The sequence below is a fragment of the Variovorax sp. 10N412 genome, assembly GCF_056394985.1.
Map to the genome: position 1 here is coordinate 421,115 of NZ_JBFTIO010000003.1, position 14,962 is coordinate 436,076.

Genomic DNA, 14,962 nt, shown 5'->3' on the forward strand with positions numbered 1-14,962 from the left:
GTGGAGGGCCAATTTGGCAGGGCCCTCTAGCTTGTCCACACAATGGGCGCAGGCGGGCACCGGCGATTAAAATTGGCGCCCCCTTTTGCGCCGCGCACGCGTCAGTTGTGCGCCCCCATTCAAATGCTGTACCCCGAAGAATTCGACGTGATCGTCGTCGGCGGTGGCCATGCCGGCACCGAAGCCGCGCTCGCCGCCGCGCGCATGGGCGCCAAGACGCTGCTGCTCTCCCACAACATCGAGACGCTGGGCCAGATGAGCTGCAACCCGTCGATCGGCGGCATCGGCAAGGGCCACCTGGTGAAGGAGGTCGATGCGCTGGGCGGCGCGATGGCCATTGCCACCGACGAGGCCGGCATCCAGTTCCGCATTCTCAATTCGAGCAAGGGCCCCGCGGTGCGCGCCACCCGTGCGCAGGCGGACCGCGTGCTGTACAAGGCGGCCATTCGCCACCGCCTGGAAAACCAGCCGAACCTGAGCCTGTTCCAGCAAGCCGTCGACGACCTGATGGTGGAAGGCGACCGCGTGGTCGGCGCCATCACGCAGGTGGGCATTGCCTTTCGTGCGCGCACCGTGGTTCTGACCGCGGGCACCTTCCTCGACGGCCGCATTCATGTGGGCCTGGACAACTACCAGGCCGGCCGCGCGGGCGATCCGCCGGCCATCAGCCTGTCGGCGCGGCTGAAGGAACTGAAGCTGCCCCAAGGCCGCTTGAAGACCGGCACACCGCCGCGCCTGGACGGGCGCAGCATCGACTTTTCCAAACTGGCCGAGCAGCCGGGCGACGGCATGCCGGGCGGGGCAGGGCCGATGCCGGTGTTCAGCTTCATGGGCCGTGCGGACATGCATCCGCGGCAGATGGCGTGCTGGGTCACGCACACCAACGCGCGCACGCACGACATCATTCGCTCCGGCTTCGACCGCAGTCCGATGTTCACCGGGAAGATCGACGGTGTCGGCCCGCGTTATTGCCCGAGCGTGGAAGACAAGATCAACCGCTTCGCCGACAAGGAAAGCCACCAGATCTTCCTGGAGCCCGAAGGCCTGACGACCAATGAGTACTACCCGAACGGGATCTCGACCAGCCTGCCGTTCGACATCCAGCTGCAGCTGGTTCGCTCCATGGCGGGCCTGGAGAACGCCCACATCCTGCGCCCGGGCTACGCCATCGAGTACGACTACTTCGATCCGCGCGAACTCAAGAGCAGCTTCGAAACCCGCTCGGTGAAGGGCTTGTTCTTTGCCGGGCAGATCAACGGCACCACCGGCTACGAAGAGGCGGCGGCCCAGGGCCTGTTCGCCGGCATCAATGCCGCGCTGCAATGCCGCGATGAAGACGCCTGGCTGCCGCGCCGCGACGAGGCCTACCTGGGTGTGCTGGTCGACGACCTGATCACCAAGGGCGTGACCGAGCCCTACCGCATGTTCACCAGCCGCGCCGAGTTCCGCCTGCAACTGCGCGAGGACAACGCCGACATGCGGCTGACCGAAGCAGGGCGCAAGCTGGGCTTGGTGGACGACGCGCGCTGGGACGCTTTCAGCCGAAAGCGCGACGTTGTTTCACGTGAAACAGAGCGGCTCAAGTCGATATGGGTGAACCCGCGCAACCTGCCGGCTGCCGAGTCGGAGCGGGTGCTGGGCAAGGCCATCGACCACGAATACAACCTGGCCGACCTGCTGCGCCGGCCCGACGTGAACTACGAAACGCTCATGTCCCTGGACGGCGGCAAGTACGCCGCCCCGGCGGCACTCAACGGCACCGAGGTCGAGCAGATCGAGATTTCGGCCAAGTACTCGGGCTACATCGAGCGTCAGCACGACGAGGTGGAGCGTGCGTCGCACTTCGAAAGCCTGAAGCTGCCGGCCGATTTCGACTACGGACAGGTCAAGGCGCTGAGCTTCGAGGTCCGCCAGAAGCTGGACAAGCACCGTCCGGAAACGCTGGGCTTGGCCTCGCGCATCTCCGGCGTGACGCCGGCTGCCATCTCGCTGTTGATGATTCACCTGCGCAAGGGCGGCCACAAGGCCTTCGCCCGTGGGGCCGAGCTGACCGAAACCGCCACGGAAGCAGCCGCCGCGCCGCAGTCCGCGGAATGACGGCGCCCATCGATACGCTGCGCGCGGGTGCAGCCGCCATGGGCGTTGCCTTGTCTGACGGGCAGGGCGAGCAACTGCTGGCCTACGGCACGCTGATGCTCAAGTGGAACAAGGTCTACAACCTGACAGCGTTGCGCGACCCCGCCAGCGTGCTGACGCACCATCTGCTCGACAGCCTGGCAGCGGTAGCGCCCTTGCAGCGCGAGTGGCCAGGGGAGGGCAAGCTGCTCGACGTGGGCTCCGGCGGCGGCCTGCCCGGCGTGGTGATCGCCATCATGCGGCCCGACCTGCATGTGAGTTGCCTCGACGCCGTGGCCAAGAAAGCTGCCTTCGTGCAGCAGGTGTCGGCCGAGCTGGAACTGCCCAATTTGCGCGGACTTCACGCGCGGGTCGAGTCGCTCGTCGGCAGCTACCAGGTGATCAGCTCGCGGGCCTTCGCCTCATTGCCGGACTTCTTCAACGGCTCGATGAACCTGCTCGCCCCGGGCGGTCTGTGGCTGGCCATGAAGGGCAAGGTGCCCAGCGACGAACTCGCTGTCTTGCCCAAGGGCGTCGCAGTGTTTCACGTGGAACAACTGACGGTTCCAGGCCTCGATGCCGAGCGCTGCATCGTCTGGGCACGCAAAGAAGCCGTCTGAAAGCCGACCAAGGTTGGCGGGAATCACGTTCGATTCCGTAAAAGAAGCAGAGGCACCGGCAAAACCCGGTGCCTCGACCGCCCTCCCGGCATCGTGCTCGCTTAGACTCGTTGCCTCCCTCGCGTTTCTCTCCCGTCTGTTCCCGGCGCTCTTTTTGAGGCAATCCCATGTTCGGCATCGCTGACTACGGCGCTTTCGTCGCCGCCATCGTCCTGTTTCTACTGATTCCCGGCCCGGGCAACCTCGCGCTGATCACGTCGACCAGCAAGGGCGGGATTCGTGGCGGGTTGGCCGCGACGGCCGGGCTGATCCTCGGTGACCAATGCCTGATGTGGGCCGCGGTGGCGGGCGTGTCGGCTGTGCTGGCGGCGTACCCTGCCGCCTTCAAGGCGGTGCAATGGCTGGGTGCCGGCTACCTGGCGTGGCTGGGCCTCAAGATGCTGCTGGCCAAGCCCGGCTCGGCGCCCATCCTCAACATCAAGCCCAGCCACTTCCTGCGCCAGGCCTTCACCATCACCTTGCTGAACCCGAAGGCCATCGTGTTCTACATGGCCTTCTTCCCGCTGTTCGTGGACCCGACCCGCCACCAGGGGCTGATCAGCTTCGGCGCCATGGCCGTCACCATTGCGGCGCTGACCTTCCTGTACGGCCTGACCTCGACGCTGCTCACGCACTTCCTGGCCGAGCGCATCCGCGCCAATCCCCGCATTTCCACCACGCTCGAGAAGCTGGCCGGTACCTTCCTGATCGCCTTCGGCATCAAGCTCGCGATTTCCCGCTGATCGACCTCCCGCACTGACATGGCCAAGATTTTCTGCATTGCCAACCAAAAGGGCGGCGTCGGCAAGACCACCACCACCGTCAACCTCGCGGCCGGCCTGGCCAAGGCCGGCCAGCGCGTGCTGATGATCGACCTCGACCCGCAGGGCAATGCCACCATGGGTTCGGGCATCGACAAGCGCCAGCTGGAGCTGACGGTGTACGACGTGCTGCTGGAGTCGGCCTCGGTGGCCGAGGCCCGCGTCAAGGCCGACAAGCTGGTGGAGGGCGGTTGCGGCTACGACGTGCTGGGCGCCAACCGCGAGTTGGCCGGCGCCGAGGTCGAAATGGTGGCCATCGACCGCCGCGAGAAGCGCCTGCGCACCGCGCTGGCCGCGGTCGGTGCCGAATACGACTTCGTGCTGATCGACTGCCCGCCCAGCCTGAGCCTGCTCACGCTCAATGGCCTGTGCGCGGCGCACGGCGTGATCGTGCCGATGCAGTGCGAGTACTTTGCGCTGGAAGGGCTGACCGACCTGGTCAACACCATCAAGCAGGTGCACGCCAACCTCAACAAGAACCTGCAGATCATCGGCCTGCTGCGCGTGATGTTCGATCCGCGCATCACCCTGCAGCAGCAGGTGAGCGAGCAGCTCAAGTCCCACTTCGGCGACAAGGTGTTCGACACCGTGATCCCGCGCAACGTGCGCCTGGCCGAGGCGCCGAGCTACGGCCTGCCGGGCGTGGTGTTCGATCCGGCGGCGCGCGGCAGCCAGGCTTTCATTGCCTTCGCGCAGGAGCTGATCGAGAAGATGCCGCCCGCGAGCGCCTTCGCCTCGGGTGCGGTGGCGCCGCCCATTGCCGCGGTCGGCCGCGCCGCGCCCGACCTGGCCATTCCAGACGATGTGCTGGCACCGGCTTCCTCGCCGAACTCCACCAGCGAAAACAATGCCTGACCCACGTCCTGCCTGCGTGTGTTGCTATCAAAGTAATAGCAAATGACGGCGCCCCGCATCCTGCTCCTGCCCGGTTGGCAGAACAGCGGCCCCGGGCATTGGCAAACCCGCTGGGAGTGGGCGTACGGCGACCAGCGCGTCGAGCAGCACGAGTGGATGCGCCCGTTGCGCGGCGACTGGTCGATCCAGCTCGAGGAGGCCGTGCTGGCCGCGCCGGGCCCGGTGGTCTTCGCGGCACACAGCCTGGGCTGCATCCTGGCCGCCTCCTGGGCCGCGCATTCGCGCCACACGCACAAGGTGCGCGGCGCCTTGCTGGTCGCGCCCGGGGACCTGGAGCGCGACGACCTGCGCCAGCTGATTCCCGGCTGGGCGCCCATCGTGCGCCAGCCTCTGCCGTTTCCCGCAGTGCTGGTCGCCGCCAACGACGACCCGTACTGCGACGCCGCGCGCTCCCGGCAGCTCGCCCATGACTGGGGCGCCCGCTTCGTCGACGCCGGCGCGGCCGGCCACCTGAATGCCGAATCCGGCCTGGGCGACTGGCCCGAAGGCCGGCACCTATTGAACGAAATCTCGAAAGACACCGACTGATGGCGACCAAGAAACCCAAGGGCCTGGGCCGCGGCCTCGAAGCCTTGCTCGGCCCCACCGCCGCGCCGGCGGCCGACCACGGCAACGGCGACGGCACCCCGGGCTCGCAAGACGGTGGCGCGCAGCGCAATCCGAACACGCTGATGCTCGACCAGATGGTCGCGGGCGTCTACCAGCCGCGCACGCGCATGGACGAGGGCGCGCTGTACGAGCTGGCCGAGAGCATCAAGGTGCAGGGCATCATGCAGCCGATCCTGGTGCGCCGGCTCGACGCCGAATCGGCCGCCGCCAAGAACGCCGAGTACGAAATCATCGCGGGCGAGCGGCGCTTCCGGGCCGCCAAGCTCGCGGGCCTGGACAGCGTGCCGGTGCTGGTGCGCGACGTGCCCAACGAAGCCGCGGCGGCGATGTCGCTGATCGAGAACATCCAGCGCGAAGACCTCAACCCGCTGGAAGAGGCGCAAGGCCTGCAGCGCCTGGTGAACGAGTTCGGCCTCACGCACGAGCAGGCGGCACAGGCCGTGGGCCGTTCGCGCAGCGCGGCCAGCAACCTGCTGCGCCTGCTGAACCTGGCCGAGCCCGCGCAGCAGATGCTGATGGCCGGCGACATCGACATGGGCCACGCGCGCGCGCTGCTGTCGCTGGACCGCGGCACGCAGATCACCGCGGCCAACCAGATCGCGGCTAAGAAGATGTCGGTGCGCGAGGCCGAGGCGCTGGTGAAGAAGCTCGCGGCCGAGTTCACGCTCACGCCTTCGCGGCGCAGCAACGACGGCGAGAAGTCGCGCGACCTGCAGCGCGTGGAAGAAGAACTCGCCGACCTGCTGACCGCCGAGGTCGAGGTGCGCATCAAGAAGCGCACCAAGCGCGGCGAAAGCGGCGAGCTGGTCATTCACTTCGGCTCCATCGATGCGCTCAACGGACTGATCGAGCGCATCCGCCGAACGGCGGCCTGAAACGGGCCGGCATCTTCCGAATGGCCTGTGGTGTGAACGCGGTGTCGTGCATTCGTTTGGTTGATCAGTGCAATCCTTTGCGCGTATCCTTCGCGACTGAATTTGTTAACTAATATCTCTGAACACAGAGGGAGTCCACCCATGCAGCTCACCAAGTTCCCGCTTGCGGCCATTGCCGCGGGCGCCTTCTTTCTCACCGGTTGCGCGGCCACCGACATGCAGATGGGCAGCCAGTCGGCCAAGACCATGGCCACCGGCAGCGCGGCCGGCGGTGCGACCTCCGGCGAAAGCAGCCAGCTCGAGCGTTGCGAATCGCCGCTCGGCACGGTCTCGCTGATCGAGAACCAGAGCGCGGGTTGGTACACCGTGCTCACCGGCGAATACAAGCTGCCGCCCACCGCCAACCTGCTGCGCCTGCTGGTGCAACAGTCGAACTGCTTCGTCGTCGTGGAACGCGGCGCGGCCGGCATGAACGCCATGACGCGCGAGCGCGCGCTGCAGCAGTCGGGCGAAATGCGCGGCGGCAGCAACTTCGGCCGCGGCCAGATGGTGGCGTCCGACTACGGCCTGTCGCCTGAAATCGTCTTCAGCAACAGCGATGCCGGCGGCATCGGCGGCGCGCTCGGCGGCCTGGTGGGTGGCGGCCGCGGCCGTGCGCTGGCCCAGCTCGGCGGCAGCATGCAGACCAAGGAAGCCAGCGCGCTGCTGACCCTCATCGACAACCGCTCGGGCGTGCAGGTGGCGGCCGCCGAAGGCAGCGCCTCCAAGACCGACTTCGGCGCCTTCGGTGCGCTGGCCGGCCGCGGCGGCGCTGGCGGCGTCGGCGGCTACACCAACACGGCGCAGGGCAAGGTGATTGCCGCCGCGTTCATGGACGCCTTCAACCAGATGGTCCGTTCGCTGCGCAACTACAAGGCACAGACCGTTCGCGGCCAGGGCCTGGGCGGCGGCGGGCGACTCGGCGTGGACGGCGGCGCGGCACCGTCGCAAACCTACGTGCCCGCAGAGAAGGCACCGGCGCGTCGACGCAGCAACAGCAACCAATAAACAAAAGCAACCAGCAAGCACGGCAACTGCAAAGCAGAAAGCCCGGTGGCTCTTACGAGCCACCGGGCTTTTTTTATCGTGGCGCCTGAGCGGGCCGAGCCGGCTCAGAGCGCGAAGATCTTGCCCGGGTTCATGATGTTCTTCGGGTCCAGCGCGCGCTTGATGGTGCGCATCATGTCGATGGCGCCGGCACCGGCCTCGGTCACCAGGAAGTCCATCTTGTGCAGGCCCACGCCGTGCTCGCCGGTGCAGGTGCCTTCGAGCGCCAGCGCGCGGCTCACCAGTGCGTGGTTCAACGCTTCGGCCTTCACGCGCTCCTCGGGAATGTTCGGGTCGAGCAGGTAGCCGAAGTGGAAGTTGCCGTCGCCCACGTGGCCGACGAGGAAGTAGGGAATGCCGCTGGCATCGGCCTCGGCCACCGAGTCGAGCAGGCAGTCGGCCAGGCGCGAGATGGGCACGCAGGTGTCGGTGGAGATCACGCGGCAGCCCGGGCGCGACTGCACGGCCGCGAAGTAGCTGTTGTGCCGCGCGGTCCACAGGCGCGTGCGTTCTTCGGGTGTGCTGGCCCATTCGAAGGCATTGCCGCCGTGCCCGCTGGCGAGCTCCTGCACCGTCTCGGCCTGTTCCTTCACGCCGGCGGGCGAGCCGTGGAATTCCATCAGCAGCATCGGCTCTTCGCGCAGGTCGAGCTTGGCGTACGCGTTCACCATGCGCACCGTGTTCACGTCGATGAGCTCCACGCGCGCAATCGGCACGCCCAGCTGGATGGTCTCGATGGTGGTGCGCACGGCGGCCTCGATGCTCGGGAACGAGCAGATGGCGGCCGACACCGCCTCGGGCAGCGGGTAGATGCGCAGCGTGATCTCGGTGACCACGCCCAGCGTGCCTTCGCTGCCCACCATGAGGCGCGTGAGGTCGTAGCCGGCGGACGATTTCTTCGCGCGCGTGCCGGTGCGGATGACCTCGCCGCCGGCGGTGACCACTTCGAGCGCCAGCACGTTCTCGCGCATCGTGCCGTAGCGCACCGCGTTCGTGCCGCTGGCGCGCGTGGCCGTCATGCCGCCGATGGAGGCGTCCGCGCCCGGGTCGATGGGGAAGAACAGGCCCGTGCTCTTGATCTCTTCGTTGAGCTGCTTGCGCGTGACGCCCGGCTGCACCGTCACCGTGAGGTCGTCGGCGTTGATCGACAGCACCTTGTTCATGCGCGACACATCGATGCTGATGCCGCCTTGCACCGCCAGCAGGTGCCCTTCGAGCGACGAACCCGCGCCGTAGGGAATGACCGGCACGCTGTGCTCGCTGGCGAGCTTCACGGCATCGGCCACGTCCTGCGTGCTTTCCGCGAACACCACGGCCGAGGGCGGCGGTGCGTCGAACGACGATTCGTCGCGCCCGTGCTGCGTGCGCACCGCCATGGCCGTGGAACAGTTGGCGCCGAAGCGCGTCTTCAGGCCGTCGATGAGTGCGGCAGGAACGTCGCGCAGATGAAGCTCCGGCATCAGGTGCGAGGTTTGGGTCGGGGCGTTCATCGGGCGTCTCCTGGCAGGGTGAGAGGGTTCGGGATCAAGCGGGGAGGGCCATTTTACGGAGCGCGCACCATAATGCGCTTCGGAAAAAACATGAACCCTACGACCCTCAGCGCTCTCGCGGCCTTCCCGTCGCAACTGGAGGCCCACTACGCGGCCATTCCCGCCGCCTACAGGCACTGGACGCCGCCCTCGTGGGAGGGCGTGCCCAGCGAGGCCTTCACCGCCATCGAGCAGCTCTGCCATGTGCGCGACATCGAGATCGAGGGCTACCACGTGCGCTTTCGCCGCACGTTGGCCGAAGCCCATCCGACACTGGCCTCCATCGACAGCGAGCCGCTGGCCGTCGAGCGCGGCTACGGCACGGCCGATGCGCAGAAGGTGCTGGCCGACTTCCGCATGGCGCGCATCCAGACGATGGAAATCGTCTCCAGCCTGAGCGACGCCCAACTGCAGCGCACGGCCGTGTTCGAGGGCTACGGCCCGCTCACGATGCGCAGCCTCATTCACTACCTTTGCAGCCACGACCAGCAGCATCTTGCAGGCCTGCAGTGGCTGGCCGGCAAGATCGACGCTTCCACCGTCGGCGCCTAACCCCTTCAGGAGCTTCCAATGGGCAACCGACTTTCACAGATCGCCACCCGCACGGGCGACGACGGCACCACCGGCCTCGGCGACAACACGCGCGTGCCCAAGGACCATCTGCGCGTGCATGCGATGGGCGACGTGGACGAGCTCAACTCCAACATCGGCGTGCTGCTGTGCGAGCCCCTGCCAGAGCCCGTGCGCGAGCTGCTGGTCGACGTGCAGCACCAGCTCTTCAACCTGGGCGGCGAGCTGTCGATGCCGGGCTTCACGCTGCTGAAGGCCGAGGCGCTGCTGCAGCTGGACAACGCGCTGGCCGAGCACAACGCCGCCTTGCCGCGCCTGGCCGAGTTCATCCTGCCGGCAGGCACGCGCGCCGCGTCGCTCGCGCATGTGTGCCGCACGGTGGCGCGCCGGGCCGAGCGTGCGGTGGTTGCGCTGGGTGCGAACGAACAGCTCAACGATGCGCTGCGGCAATACCTCAACCGGCTCAGCGACCTGCTCTTCGTGCTGGCGCGCGTGCTCAACCGCATGGACGGCGGCGACGACGTGTACTGGAAGAGCGAGCGCATGGCGCGCGCGGCCGAGGCGCAAGCCGACACCCAGGAGGCCCCATGAAATTCCCGAACACCTTGCACGCATGGCTTGCCGCGACGATGGTCGCAACGCTGTGGTTGCCCGTTGGCGCGCAGGCGCAAAGTGCCGACAACCCACCCCACGCCCAGCGGGCGCACACCCTCAAGCCGCCCTCGCGCAGCGGCAAGGTCGTGGGCAGCGTGCAGCGCGGCACCAACGCCGCGGGCCGTGGCGTCAACCGTGCGGACGCCGCCGCGCGACGCGGTGTGAACAACGTGTCGGAGAAGGCGAGCCGGCCCGTGCGCAACGTGGGCGAAGCCTTCGGTCGCAAGCTGTCGCCAGGGTTCGGCGGGCGGGCGCGCCCACCGGCCGTGGGGCCGCAGGGCAACGCGCCCTGATCTCGGTGCACCCGGGGCAGTTCGGGGTGCGCTCACGCCGACGGTGTACCTTGCTCCGCGAATGTCCCCCGGCCTGCGGCCTCCTCCTTTATTTCGCTGCGCAAGGCACCCCATCGGCGTGAGCGTGTTCAGAGCCGTGGTTGATCGGCCGTTCACCGACAGCGTGCCCAAGTGAACAGGGCGTCGGGTGCTTCCCGCAGCGAAATAAAGGAGGAGGGGCGCAGCCCCGGGGGACATTCGCGGAGGGAAGTACCCGGCGGCCTGTTCACACGCCCTGGACAGGAGACCGCCGAACATCGGCAACTCATGAAGAGAAACAGGCATGCCAAGAAACATCGAGATCAAGGCCCGCATCGACAGCGTGGACCGCGTCGCAACCATCGCAGCAACGCTGGCCGACCAGGGCCCCACCGAGATCGCGCAGGACGACACCTTCTTCCGCTGCAGCGACAGTGCCGACCGCCTCAAGCTGCGCACCTTTGCGCACGACCGCGCCGAGCTGATCTTCTACCGCCGCGCCAACAGCACCGGGCCGAAGGAATCGTTCTACCTGATCACGCCCTGCAGCACGCCCGACGTGCTGCGCGAATCGCTCACGCTCGCGTGGGGCCAGGCCGGGCGCGTGCGCAAGCAGCGACGGTTGTTCATCGCCGGCCGCACGCGTGTGCACCTCGACCGCGTCGAAGGCCTGGGCGAGTTTCTCGAGCTCGAAGTGGTGCTGGAAGAGGGCGAGTCCGCAGAGGCCGGCACGGCCGAAGCGCACGCGCTCATGGCACGGTTGGGCGTGGGCGCCGACCAGCTGGTGCAGGGCGCCTACGTCGACCTGCTGAACGCCCCGATCAGCAGCGCCTGATCAATTAGCGCCTGATCAATCAGCGCCAGCCCGCGGCCTTGAGCTGGTCCGCCAGCAGCTGCGCGACCTTTTCATAGCCTCGTGCATTGGCATGAATGCGGTCGGAGCGCAGCGACGCGTCCGACAGCACGCTCGAATACACATTGGGCACCAGCAGCGCCTGCTGCGATTTCGCCACCTCTTCGTAGAACGGCGCGTCGCTGAGCGAACCGACCGCCGCGCGCATCGCATCGGGCGCGGGCGTGGCCAGCACGGCGACGTAAGGCGTGTGCGCACGCGCCTGCGTGATCAGCGCCGCGAGGTTGTCGCGCGTGGCCGTGGCCGACACGCCGCGCAGCATGTCGTTGCCGCCGATGCCGATCAGGATGGCGTCGTAGGCGCCCGCGTTCAGCAGCGCGGGCAACCGCTGCAGTGCGCCCTCTGAGGTGTCGCCGTTCACGCCCTCGTTGTCGACCTGCCAGCCCGTGAGCTCGCCGAGTTTCACGGGCCACGCCGCCTCGGGCGGTGCGCCGTAACCATGGGTGAGGCTGTCGCCGATGGCCAGCACGCGGGCATCGGACTTCAGTGCGGCGATGGCGGGCTTGCGCTTTCCGCAGGCCGACAAGAGGGCCAGGGCGGGCACGCAGGCCCCCAGGTGGAGGAGGTGTCGTCGCTTCATGTGGCGCGCAGCATAAACGCAGCCACAGGGCTCGCCGGCGCTTGCCCCTTTGCGCGGAAAGCGCATAAGCCTCCCCGTTTTTGTTCGTTCCCCGGCGCAGGGCGCAGGCGAAGAATCGCGGCCCTGCACGTTCATTCATCACGGGGTTCGACACCATGCCCACGCCTGCGACGCTTCTCAATCGCCACCGTTTCCTGCGCCACGTGGCCGCGCTTTCCACCGCCTTGCTGGTGGCGCCTCTCGCCGGCTGGGCCGCACCCGCCACCGGCGAGCCCGTGTGGTTCGGCGTGAGCGGGCCGCTCACCGGACAGAACGCGCAGTACGGCGCGCAGTGGAAGGCGGGCTTCGACCTGGCGCTGGACCACATCAACGCGCAGGGCGGCATCCTGGGCCGCCCGCTGGCCTACAACTTCGAGGACAGCCAGAGCGATCCGCGCCAGTCGGTGGCCATTGCGCAGAAACTGGTGAACGACAAGCGCGTGCTCATCGAGCTGGGCGACTTCTCCAGCCCCGCATCGATGGCCGCATCGCCCATCTACCAGCGCGCGGGCCTGGTGCAACTGGGCTTCACCAATTCGCACCCTGACTTCACCAAGGGCGGCGACTACATCTGGAGCCCCTCCATCAGCCAGGCCGACGCGCAGCCGCTGCTGGCCCAGCTCGCGGTGAAGACGCTGGGCTTCAAGCGCATCGCGGTGCTCTACCTCAACACCGACTGGGGCCGCACCAGCAAGGACGTGCTGGTGAAGGCCGCGCAGGAGCGCGGCGCGCAGCTCGCCATTGCCGAGGGCTACCAGCCCGACGAGAAGGACTTCCGCTCGACGCTGGTGCGCGTGCGCGACGCCAACCCCGACGGGCTGGTGCTCATCTCCTACTACCCCGACGGCGCGCTCATCGCGGGCCAGGTGCGCAGCGTGGGCCTGAAGCAGCCGATCGCTGCGGTGGGTTCGGTGTATTCGCCCAAGTTCATCGAGCTCGGCGGCGCGGCGGTCAACGGCATCCACACCAACACGGCCTTCTATCCCGAGGAGCCGCGCACCGAGGTGCAGGAGTTCGTGAAGAGCTTCCGCGCCAGGTACAACAAGGAGCCCGATGCGTTCAACGCCTACGCGTACGACGCGGTGGTGTACGCCGCGGCGGCGCTGCGCCAGGCCGGCCCCAAGGCCGACCGCAAGGCGGTGCGCGACGCGTTCTACAAGATCAAGGACGTGCCGAGCGTGATCTTCGGCAAGGCCAACTTCGATGCGCAGACGCGGCGCGTGGTCGGGGTGAAGAGCGTGAACCTGGTGGTGAAGGACGGCAAGTGGGCGCAGCTGGACGAGAAGGCGGCCGTGGCCTCCACGAAATGACCGGGTCTTGGCGTTGTTCCCTCTCCCTCTGGGAGAGGGCTAGGGTGAGGGCAGTCGGCCTCGCAACATCGCGCGGCCTTGATGGCCGCGTGCCCTCACCCCAACCCTCTCCCAGAGGGAGAGGGAGCAAGGCAGGCAGCACCGCATGAGCTTCACCTCCTTCTTCGACTACACCGTCAACGGCCTGATCATCGGCAACATCTACGCGCTGCTGGCGGTGGGCCTCGCGCTGATCTTCGGCGTGTCGCACCTCATCAACTTCGCGCACGGCTCGGTGTACACGGTGGGTGCGTACATCGGCTGGGCCAGCATCACCTACCTGCACACGCCGCTGCCCGTGACCATCCTGCTGGTGGTGCTGGGCTCCGGCGCGCTGGGCATGCTGATCGAGCGCGTGGGCCTGCGGCCGCTGCAGGGCGAGGCACGCATCGCGCCGCTGCTGGCCACCATCGGCATCAGCTTCGTGCTCGACATCCTGGTGCAGCTGTCGTTCAGCCCCGACCCGCGCTCGCTGCCCACGCAGTTGCCCGACTGGCGCCTGCAGATCGGCACCGGCACCATCGGCGCGCTCGACCTGCTCATTGCGGGCATCGGCATCACGAGCGCGGCCGTGCTGTTCGGCTTCTTGCGTTTCACCAAGCTCGGCTGGGCCGTGCGCGCCACCGCACAGGACCGCGACGCGGCGCAGCAGATGGGCGTGGACGTCGACCGCGTGAACCAGACCGTGTTCGCCATCGCCGCCGCGCTGGGCGGGCTCTCGGGCCTGCTGGTGGGCATGTACTACAACAACATCAGCCCGGCGATGAGCTTCCAGGCCACGCTCAAGGGCGTGGTGGCCACGGTGGTCGGCGGCGTGGGCAACGTGCCGGGCGCCATCGTCGGCAGCCTGCTGCTGGGGCTCATCGAGAGCTACGGCGTGGCGATCCTCGGCACGCCGTACCGCAACCTGTTCGCCTTCGCGCTGCTGCTGGTGATCCTGGTGTGGAAGCCCAACGGCCTGTTCGGCCGCAAGCGCGCGTTGCCGCCCGAGCCGCTCACGGGCACCTTCATCGCGCCGAGCAAGCCGTGGCACATACCGCCGCGTGTGCTGCTCGCGCTGTTCGCCGCGGCGGCGGCCTTGCCGCTGTTCGATCCGTCGCCCTACCTGCTGCAGACGCTCACCAACGCATGGCTCTACGGTGCACTCGCGTTGAGCCTCACGCTGGTCGCCGGCACCATCGGGCAGATTTCGCTGGGCCATGCGGGGCTGCTGGCCATCGGCGCGTATGCATCGTCGCTGCTGGTGCTCGACCTGCACCTGCCGGTGGGCACGGGCATCGTGGGGGCGGGCATTCTCACGTCGCTGATCGGCACCGCGCTGATCTTCCCGGCCTTCAGGCTGCGCGGCCACTACGTGTCGATCGCCACGCTCGGCATCGGCGAGATCGTGGCGCTCACCATCCTCAACTGGGAAAGCCTCACGCACGGGCCCATCGGCGTGTCGGGCATTCCGCCGCTGTCGCTGTTCGGGCGCGACGCCTCGTCGAACGAGGCCATCTACTGGGCCTCGTTCGGTGCGATGGTGCTGCTGGCCCTGCTGCAGTGGCGTCTGCTGCGCTCGCACCTGGGCCGCACCTTCCGCGCGGTGCGCGAAGACGAGGTGGCCGCGCGTGCCTATGGCGTGAGCCCCGACCGCTACAAGGCGCTGGCCTTCGGCTTCGGCGGCTTCGCGGCCGGCGTGAGCGGCGCCTTCACCGCGCACATGTACTCGTACATCAACCACGAGACCTTCGGCTCGCAGATCTCGATCCTCGCGCTGACGATGGTGATCCTCGGCGGCCTGGGGAACATCAGCGGCGCGCTGCTCGGCGCGGTGGCGCTCGTGAGCCTGCCGGAGCTGTTCCGCGTGACGGCCGAGTACCGCATGCTGATCTACGGCGTTGCGCTGCTTCTGTTGATTCGCTTCCGCCCGCAAGGTCTGCTGGGCACTGTCTGAA

At 67.8% G+C, this 14,962-nt stretch carries 15 protein-coding genes; 13 read left to right on the forward strand and 2 right to left on the reverse strand.

From position 1 onward, the window contains the following. The first annotated feature begins 123 nt into the window (after nt 1-123). The 7 genes from mnmG to AC1DJH_RS11315 all read left to right on the forward strand — a co-directional run bounded on the left by mnmG (nt 124) and on the right by AC1DJH_RS11315 (nt 7,041). Complete coding sequence (gene mnmG, locus AC1DJH_RS11285) at nt 124-2,097, forward strand: tRNA uridine-5-carboxymethylaminomethyl(34) synthesis enzyme MnmG (protein WP_478185738.1); 1,974 nt, start codon at nt 124-126, stop codon at nt 2,095-2,097. Further along, complete coding sequence (gene rsmG / locus AC1DJH_RS11290; RefSeq protein ID WP_478185739.1) at nt 2,094-2,735, forward strand: 16S rRNA (guanine(527)-N(7))-methyltransferase RsmG; 642 nt, start codon at nt 2,094-2,096, stop codon at nt 2,733-2,735. The genes mnmG and rsmG overlap by 4 nt, the downstream gene beginning before the upstream one ends. Before the next feature lie 167 nt (nt 2,736-2,902). Beyond that, a complete protein-coding gene (locus tag AC1DJH_RS11295) occupies nt 2,903-3,517 on the forward strand; it encodes a LysE family transporter (RefSeq protein ID WP_478185740.1) in 615 nt (204 codons plus the stop codon). Between the two features lie 18 nt (nt 3,518-3,535). Continuing rightward, nucleotides 3,536-4,450 carry a ParA family protein gene (locus AC1DJH_RS11300; RefSeq protein ID WP_435486586.1) on the forward strand — a complete coding sequence of 305 codons (915 nt, stop codon included), beginning with the start codon at nt 3,536-3,538 and terminating at the stop codon, nt 4,448-4,450. Between the two features lie 42 nt (nt 4,451-4,492). Then, nucleotides 4,493-5,038 carry an RBBP9/YdeN family alpha/beta hydrolase gene (locus AC1DJH_RS11305; protein WP_478185741.1) on the forward strand — a complete coding sequence of 182 codons (546 nt, stop codon included), beginning with the start codon at nt 4,493-4,495 and terminating at the stop codon, nt 5,036-5,038. Next, on the forward strand, nt 5,038-5,994 hold the full coding sequence (locus AC1DJH_RS11310; protein ID WP_472113308.1) for a ParB/RepB/Spo0J family partition protein: 957 nt from the start codon (nt 5,038-5,040) through the stop codon (nt 5,992-5,994). The genes AC1DJH_RS11305 and AC1DJH_RS11310 overlap by 1 nt, the downstream gene beginning before the upstream one ends. A 141-nt stretch (nt 5,995-6,135) precedes the next feature. Next, a complete protein-coding gene (locus tag AC1DJH_RS11315) occupies nt 6,136-7,041 on the forward strand; it encodes a CsgG/HfaB family protein (protein ID WP_435486584.1) in 906 nt (301 codons plus the stop codon). 104 nt (nt 7,042-7,145) lie between these two features. Here the strand turns inward: AC1DJH_RS11315 and AC1DJH_RS11320 are convergent, their stop codons facing one another. Beyond that, complete coding sequence (locus AC1DJH_RS11320; protein WP_478185742.1) at nt 7,146-8,570, reverse strand: FAD-binding oxidoreductase; 1,425 nt, start codon at nt 8,568-8,570, stop codon at nt 7,146-7,148. A gap of 90 nt (nt 8,571-8,660) precedes the next feature. On the opposite strand from AC1DJH_RS11320, the gene AC1DJH_RS11325 reads away from it, so the two are divergent. From AC1DJH_RS11325 to AC1DJH_RS11340, 4 genes are all read left to right on the forward strand, one after another. After that, nucleotides 8,661-9,161 carry a DinB family protein gene (locus tag AC1DJH_RS11325; RefSeq protein ID WP_472113313.1) on the forward strand — a complete coding sequence of 167 codons (501 nt, stop codon included), beginning with the start codon at nt 8,661-8,663 and terminating at the stop codon, nt 9,159-9,161. 18 nt (nt 9,162-9,179) lie between these two features. Further along, a complete protein-coding gene (locus AC1DJH_RS11330) occupies nt 9,180-9,770 on the forward strand; it encodes a cob(I)yrinic acid a,c-diamide adenosyltransferase (RefSeq protein WP_435439862.1) in 591 nt (196 codons plus the stop codon). After that, on the forward strand, nt 9,767-10,126 hold the full coding sequence (locus tag AC1DJH_RS11335) for a hypothetical protein (RefSeq protein WP_478185743.1): 360 nt from the start codon (nt 9,767-9,769) through the stop codon (nt 10,124-10,126). The genes AC1DJH_RS11330 and AC1DJH_RS11335 overlap by 4 nt, the downstream gene beginning before the upstream one ends. Nucleotides 10,127-10,448: 322 nt before the next feature. After that, nucleotides 10,449-10,979, forward strand: a complete 531-nt coding sequence (locus AC1DJH_RS11340; protein WP_478185744.1) for a class IV adenylate cyclase — start codon at nt 10,449-10,451, stop codon at nt 10,977-10,979. Nucleotides 10,980-10,998: 19 nt separating this feature from the next. Here the strand turns inward: AC1DJH_RS11340 and AC1DJH_RS11345 are convergent, their stop codons facing one another. After that, nucleotides 10,999-11,637 (reverse strand): GDSL-type esterase/lipase family protein, encoded by a 639-nt coding sequence (locus tag AC1DJH_RS11345; RefSeq protein ID WP_478185745.1) that lies wholly within the window; start codon nt 11,635-11,637, stop codon nt 10,999-11,001. A 155-nt stretch (nt 11,638-11,792) separates the two neighbouring features. Between AC1DJH_RS11345 and AC1DJH_RS11350 the strand changes: the two genes are divergently transcribed. Together AC1DJH_RS11350 and AC1DJH_RS11355 are read left to right on the forward strand one after the other, a co-directional pair. Then, a complete protein-coding gene (locus AC1DJH_RS11350) occupies nt 11,793-12,986 on the forward strand; it encodes an ABC transporter substrate-binding protein (protein ID WP_478185746.1) in 1,194 nt (397 codons plus the stop codon). Between the two features lie 145 nt (nt 12,987-13,131). Beyond that, a complete protein-coding gene (locus tag AC1DJH_RS11355; protein WP_478185747.1) occupies nt 13,132-14,961 on the forward strand; it encodes an ABC transporter permease in 1,830 nt (609 codons plus the stop codon). Nucleotide 14,962 lies beyond the last annotated feature (1 nt).

What these genes read in the sequence shown, in the direction of transcription:
- mnmG (WP_478185738.1), top strand. Translation starts at nt 124, where the DNA reads ATGCTGTACCCCGAAGAATTCGACGTGATCGTCGTCGGCGGTGGCCAT.
- rsmG (WP_478185739.1), top strand. Translation starts at nt 2,094, where the DNA reads ATGACGGCGCCCATCGATACGCTGCGCGCGGGTGCAGCCGCCATGGGC.
- AC1DJH_RS11295 (WP_478185740.1), top strand. Translation starts at nt 2,903, where the DNA reads ATGTTCGGCATCGCTGACTACGGCGCTTTCGTCGCCGCCATCGTCCTG.
- AC1DJH_RS11300 (WP_435486586.1), top strand. Translation starts at nt 3,536, where the DNA reads ATGGCCAAGATTTTCTGCATTGCCAACCAAAAGGGCGGCGTCGGCAAG.
- AC1DJH_RS11305 (WP_478185741.1), top strand. Translation starts at nt 4,493, where the DNA reads ATGACGGCGCCCCGCATCCTGCTCCTGCCCGGTTGGCAGAACAGCGGC.
- AC1DJH_RS11310 (WP_472113308.1), top strand. Translation starts at nt 5,038, where the DNA reads ATGGCGACCAAGAAACCCAAGGGCCTGGGCCGCGGCCTCGAAGCCTTG.
- AC1DJH_RS11315 (WP_435486584.1), top strand. Translation starts at nt 6,136, where the DNA reads ATGCAGCTCACCAAGTTCCCGCTTGCGGCCATTGCCGCGGGCGCCTTC.
- AC1DJH_RS11320 (WP_478185742.1), bottom strand. Translation starts at nt 8,570, where the DNA reads ATGAACGCCCCGACCCAAACCTCGCACCTGATGCCGGAGCTTCATCTG.
- AC1DJH_RS11325 (WP_472113313.1), top strand. Translation starts at nt 8,661, where the DNA reads ATGAACCCTACGACCCTCAGCGCTCTCGCGGCCTTCCCGTCGCAACTG.
- AC1DJH_RS11330 (WP_435439862.1), top strand. Translation starts at nt 9,180, where the DNA reads ATGGGCAACCGACTTTCACAGATCGCCACCCGCACGGGCGACGACGGC.
- AC1DJH_RS11335 (WP_478185743.1), top strand. Translation starts at nt 9,767, where the DNA reads ATGAAATTCCCGAACACCTTGCACGCATGGCTTGCCGCGACGATGGTC.
- AC1DJH_RS11340 (WP_478185744.1), top strand. Translation starts at nt 10,449, where the DNA reads ATGCCAAGAAACATCGAGATCAAGGCCCGCATCGACAGCGTGGACCGC.
- AC1DJH_RS11345 (WP_478185745.1), bottom strand. Translation starts at nt 11,637, where the DNA reads ATGAAGCGACGACACCTCCTCCACCTGGGGGCCTGCGTGCCCGCCCTG.
- AC1DJH_RS11350 (WP_478185746.1), top strand. Translation starts at nt 11,793, where the DNA reads ATGCCCACGCCTGCGACGCTTCTCAATCGCCACCGTTTCCTGCGCCAC.
- AC1DJH_RS11355 (WP_478185747.1), top strand. Translation starts at nt 13,132, where the DNA reads ATGAGCTTCACCTCCTTCTTCGACTACACCGTCAACGGCCTGATCATC.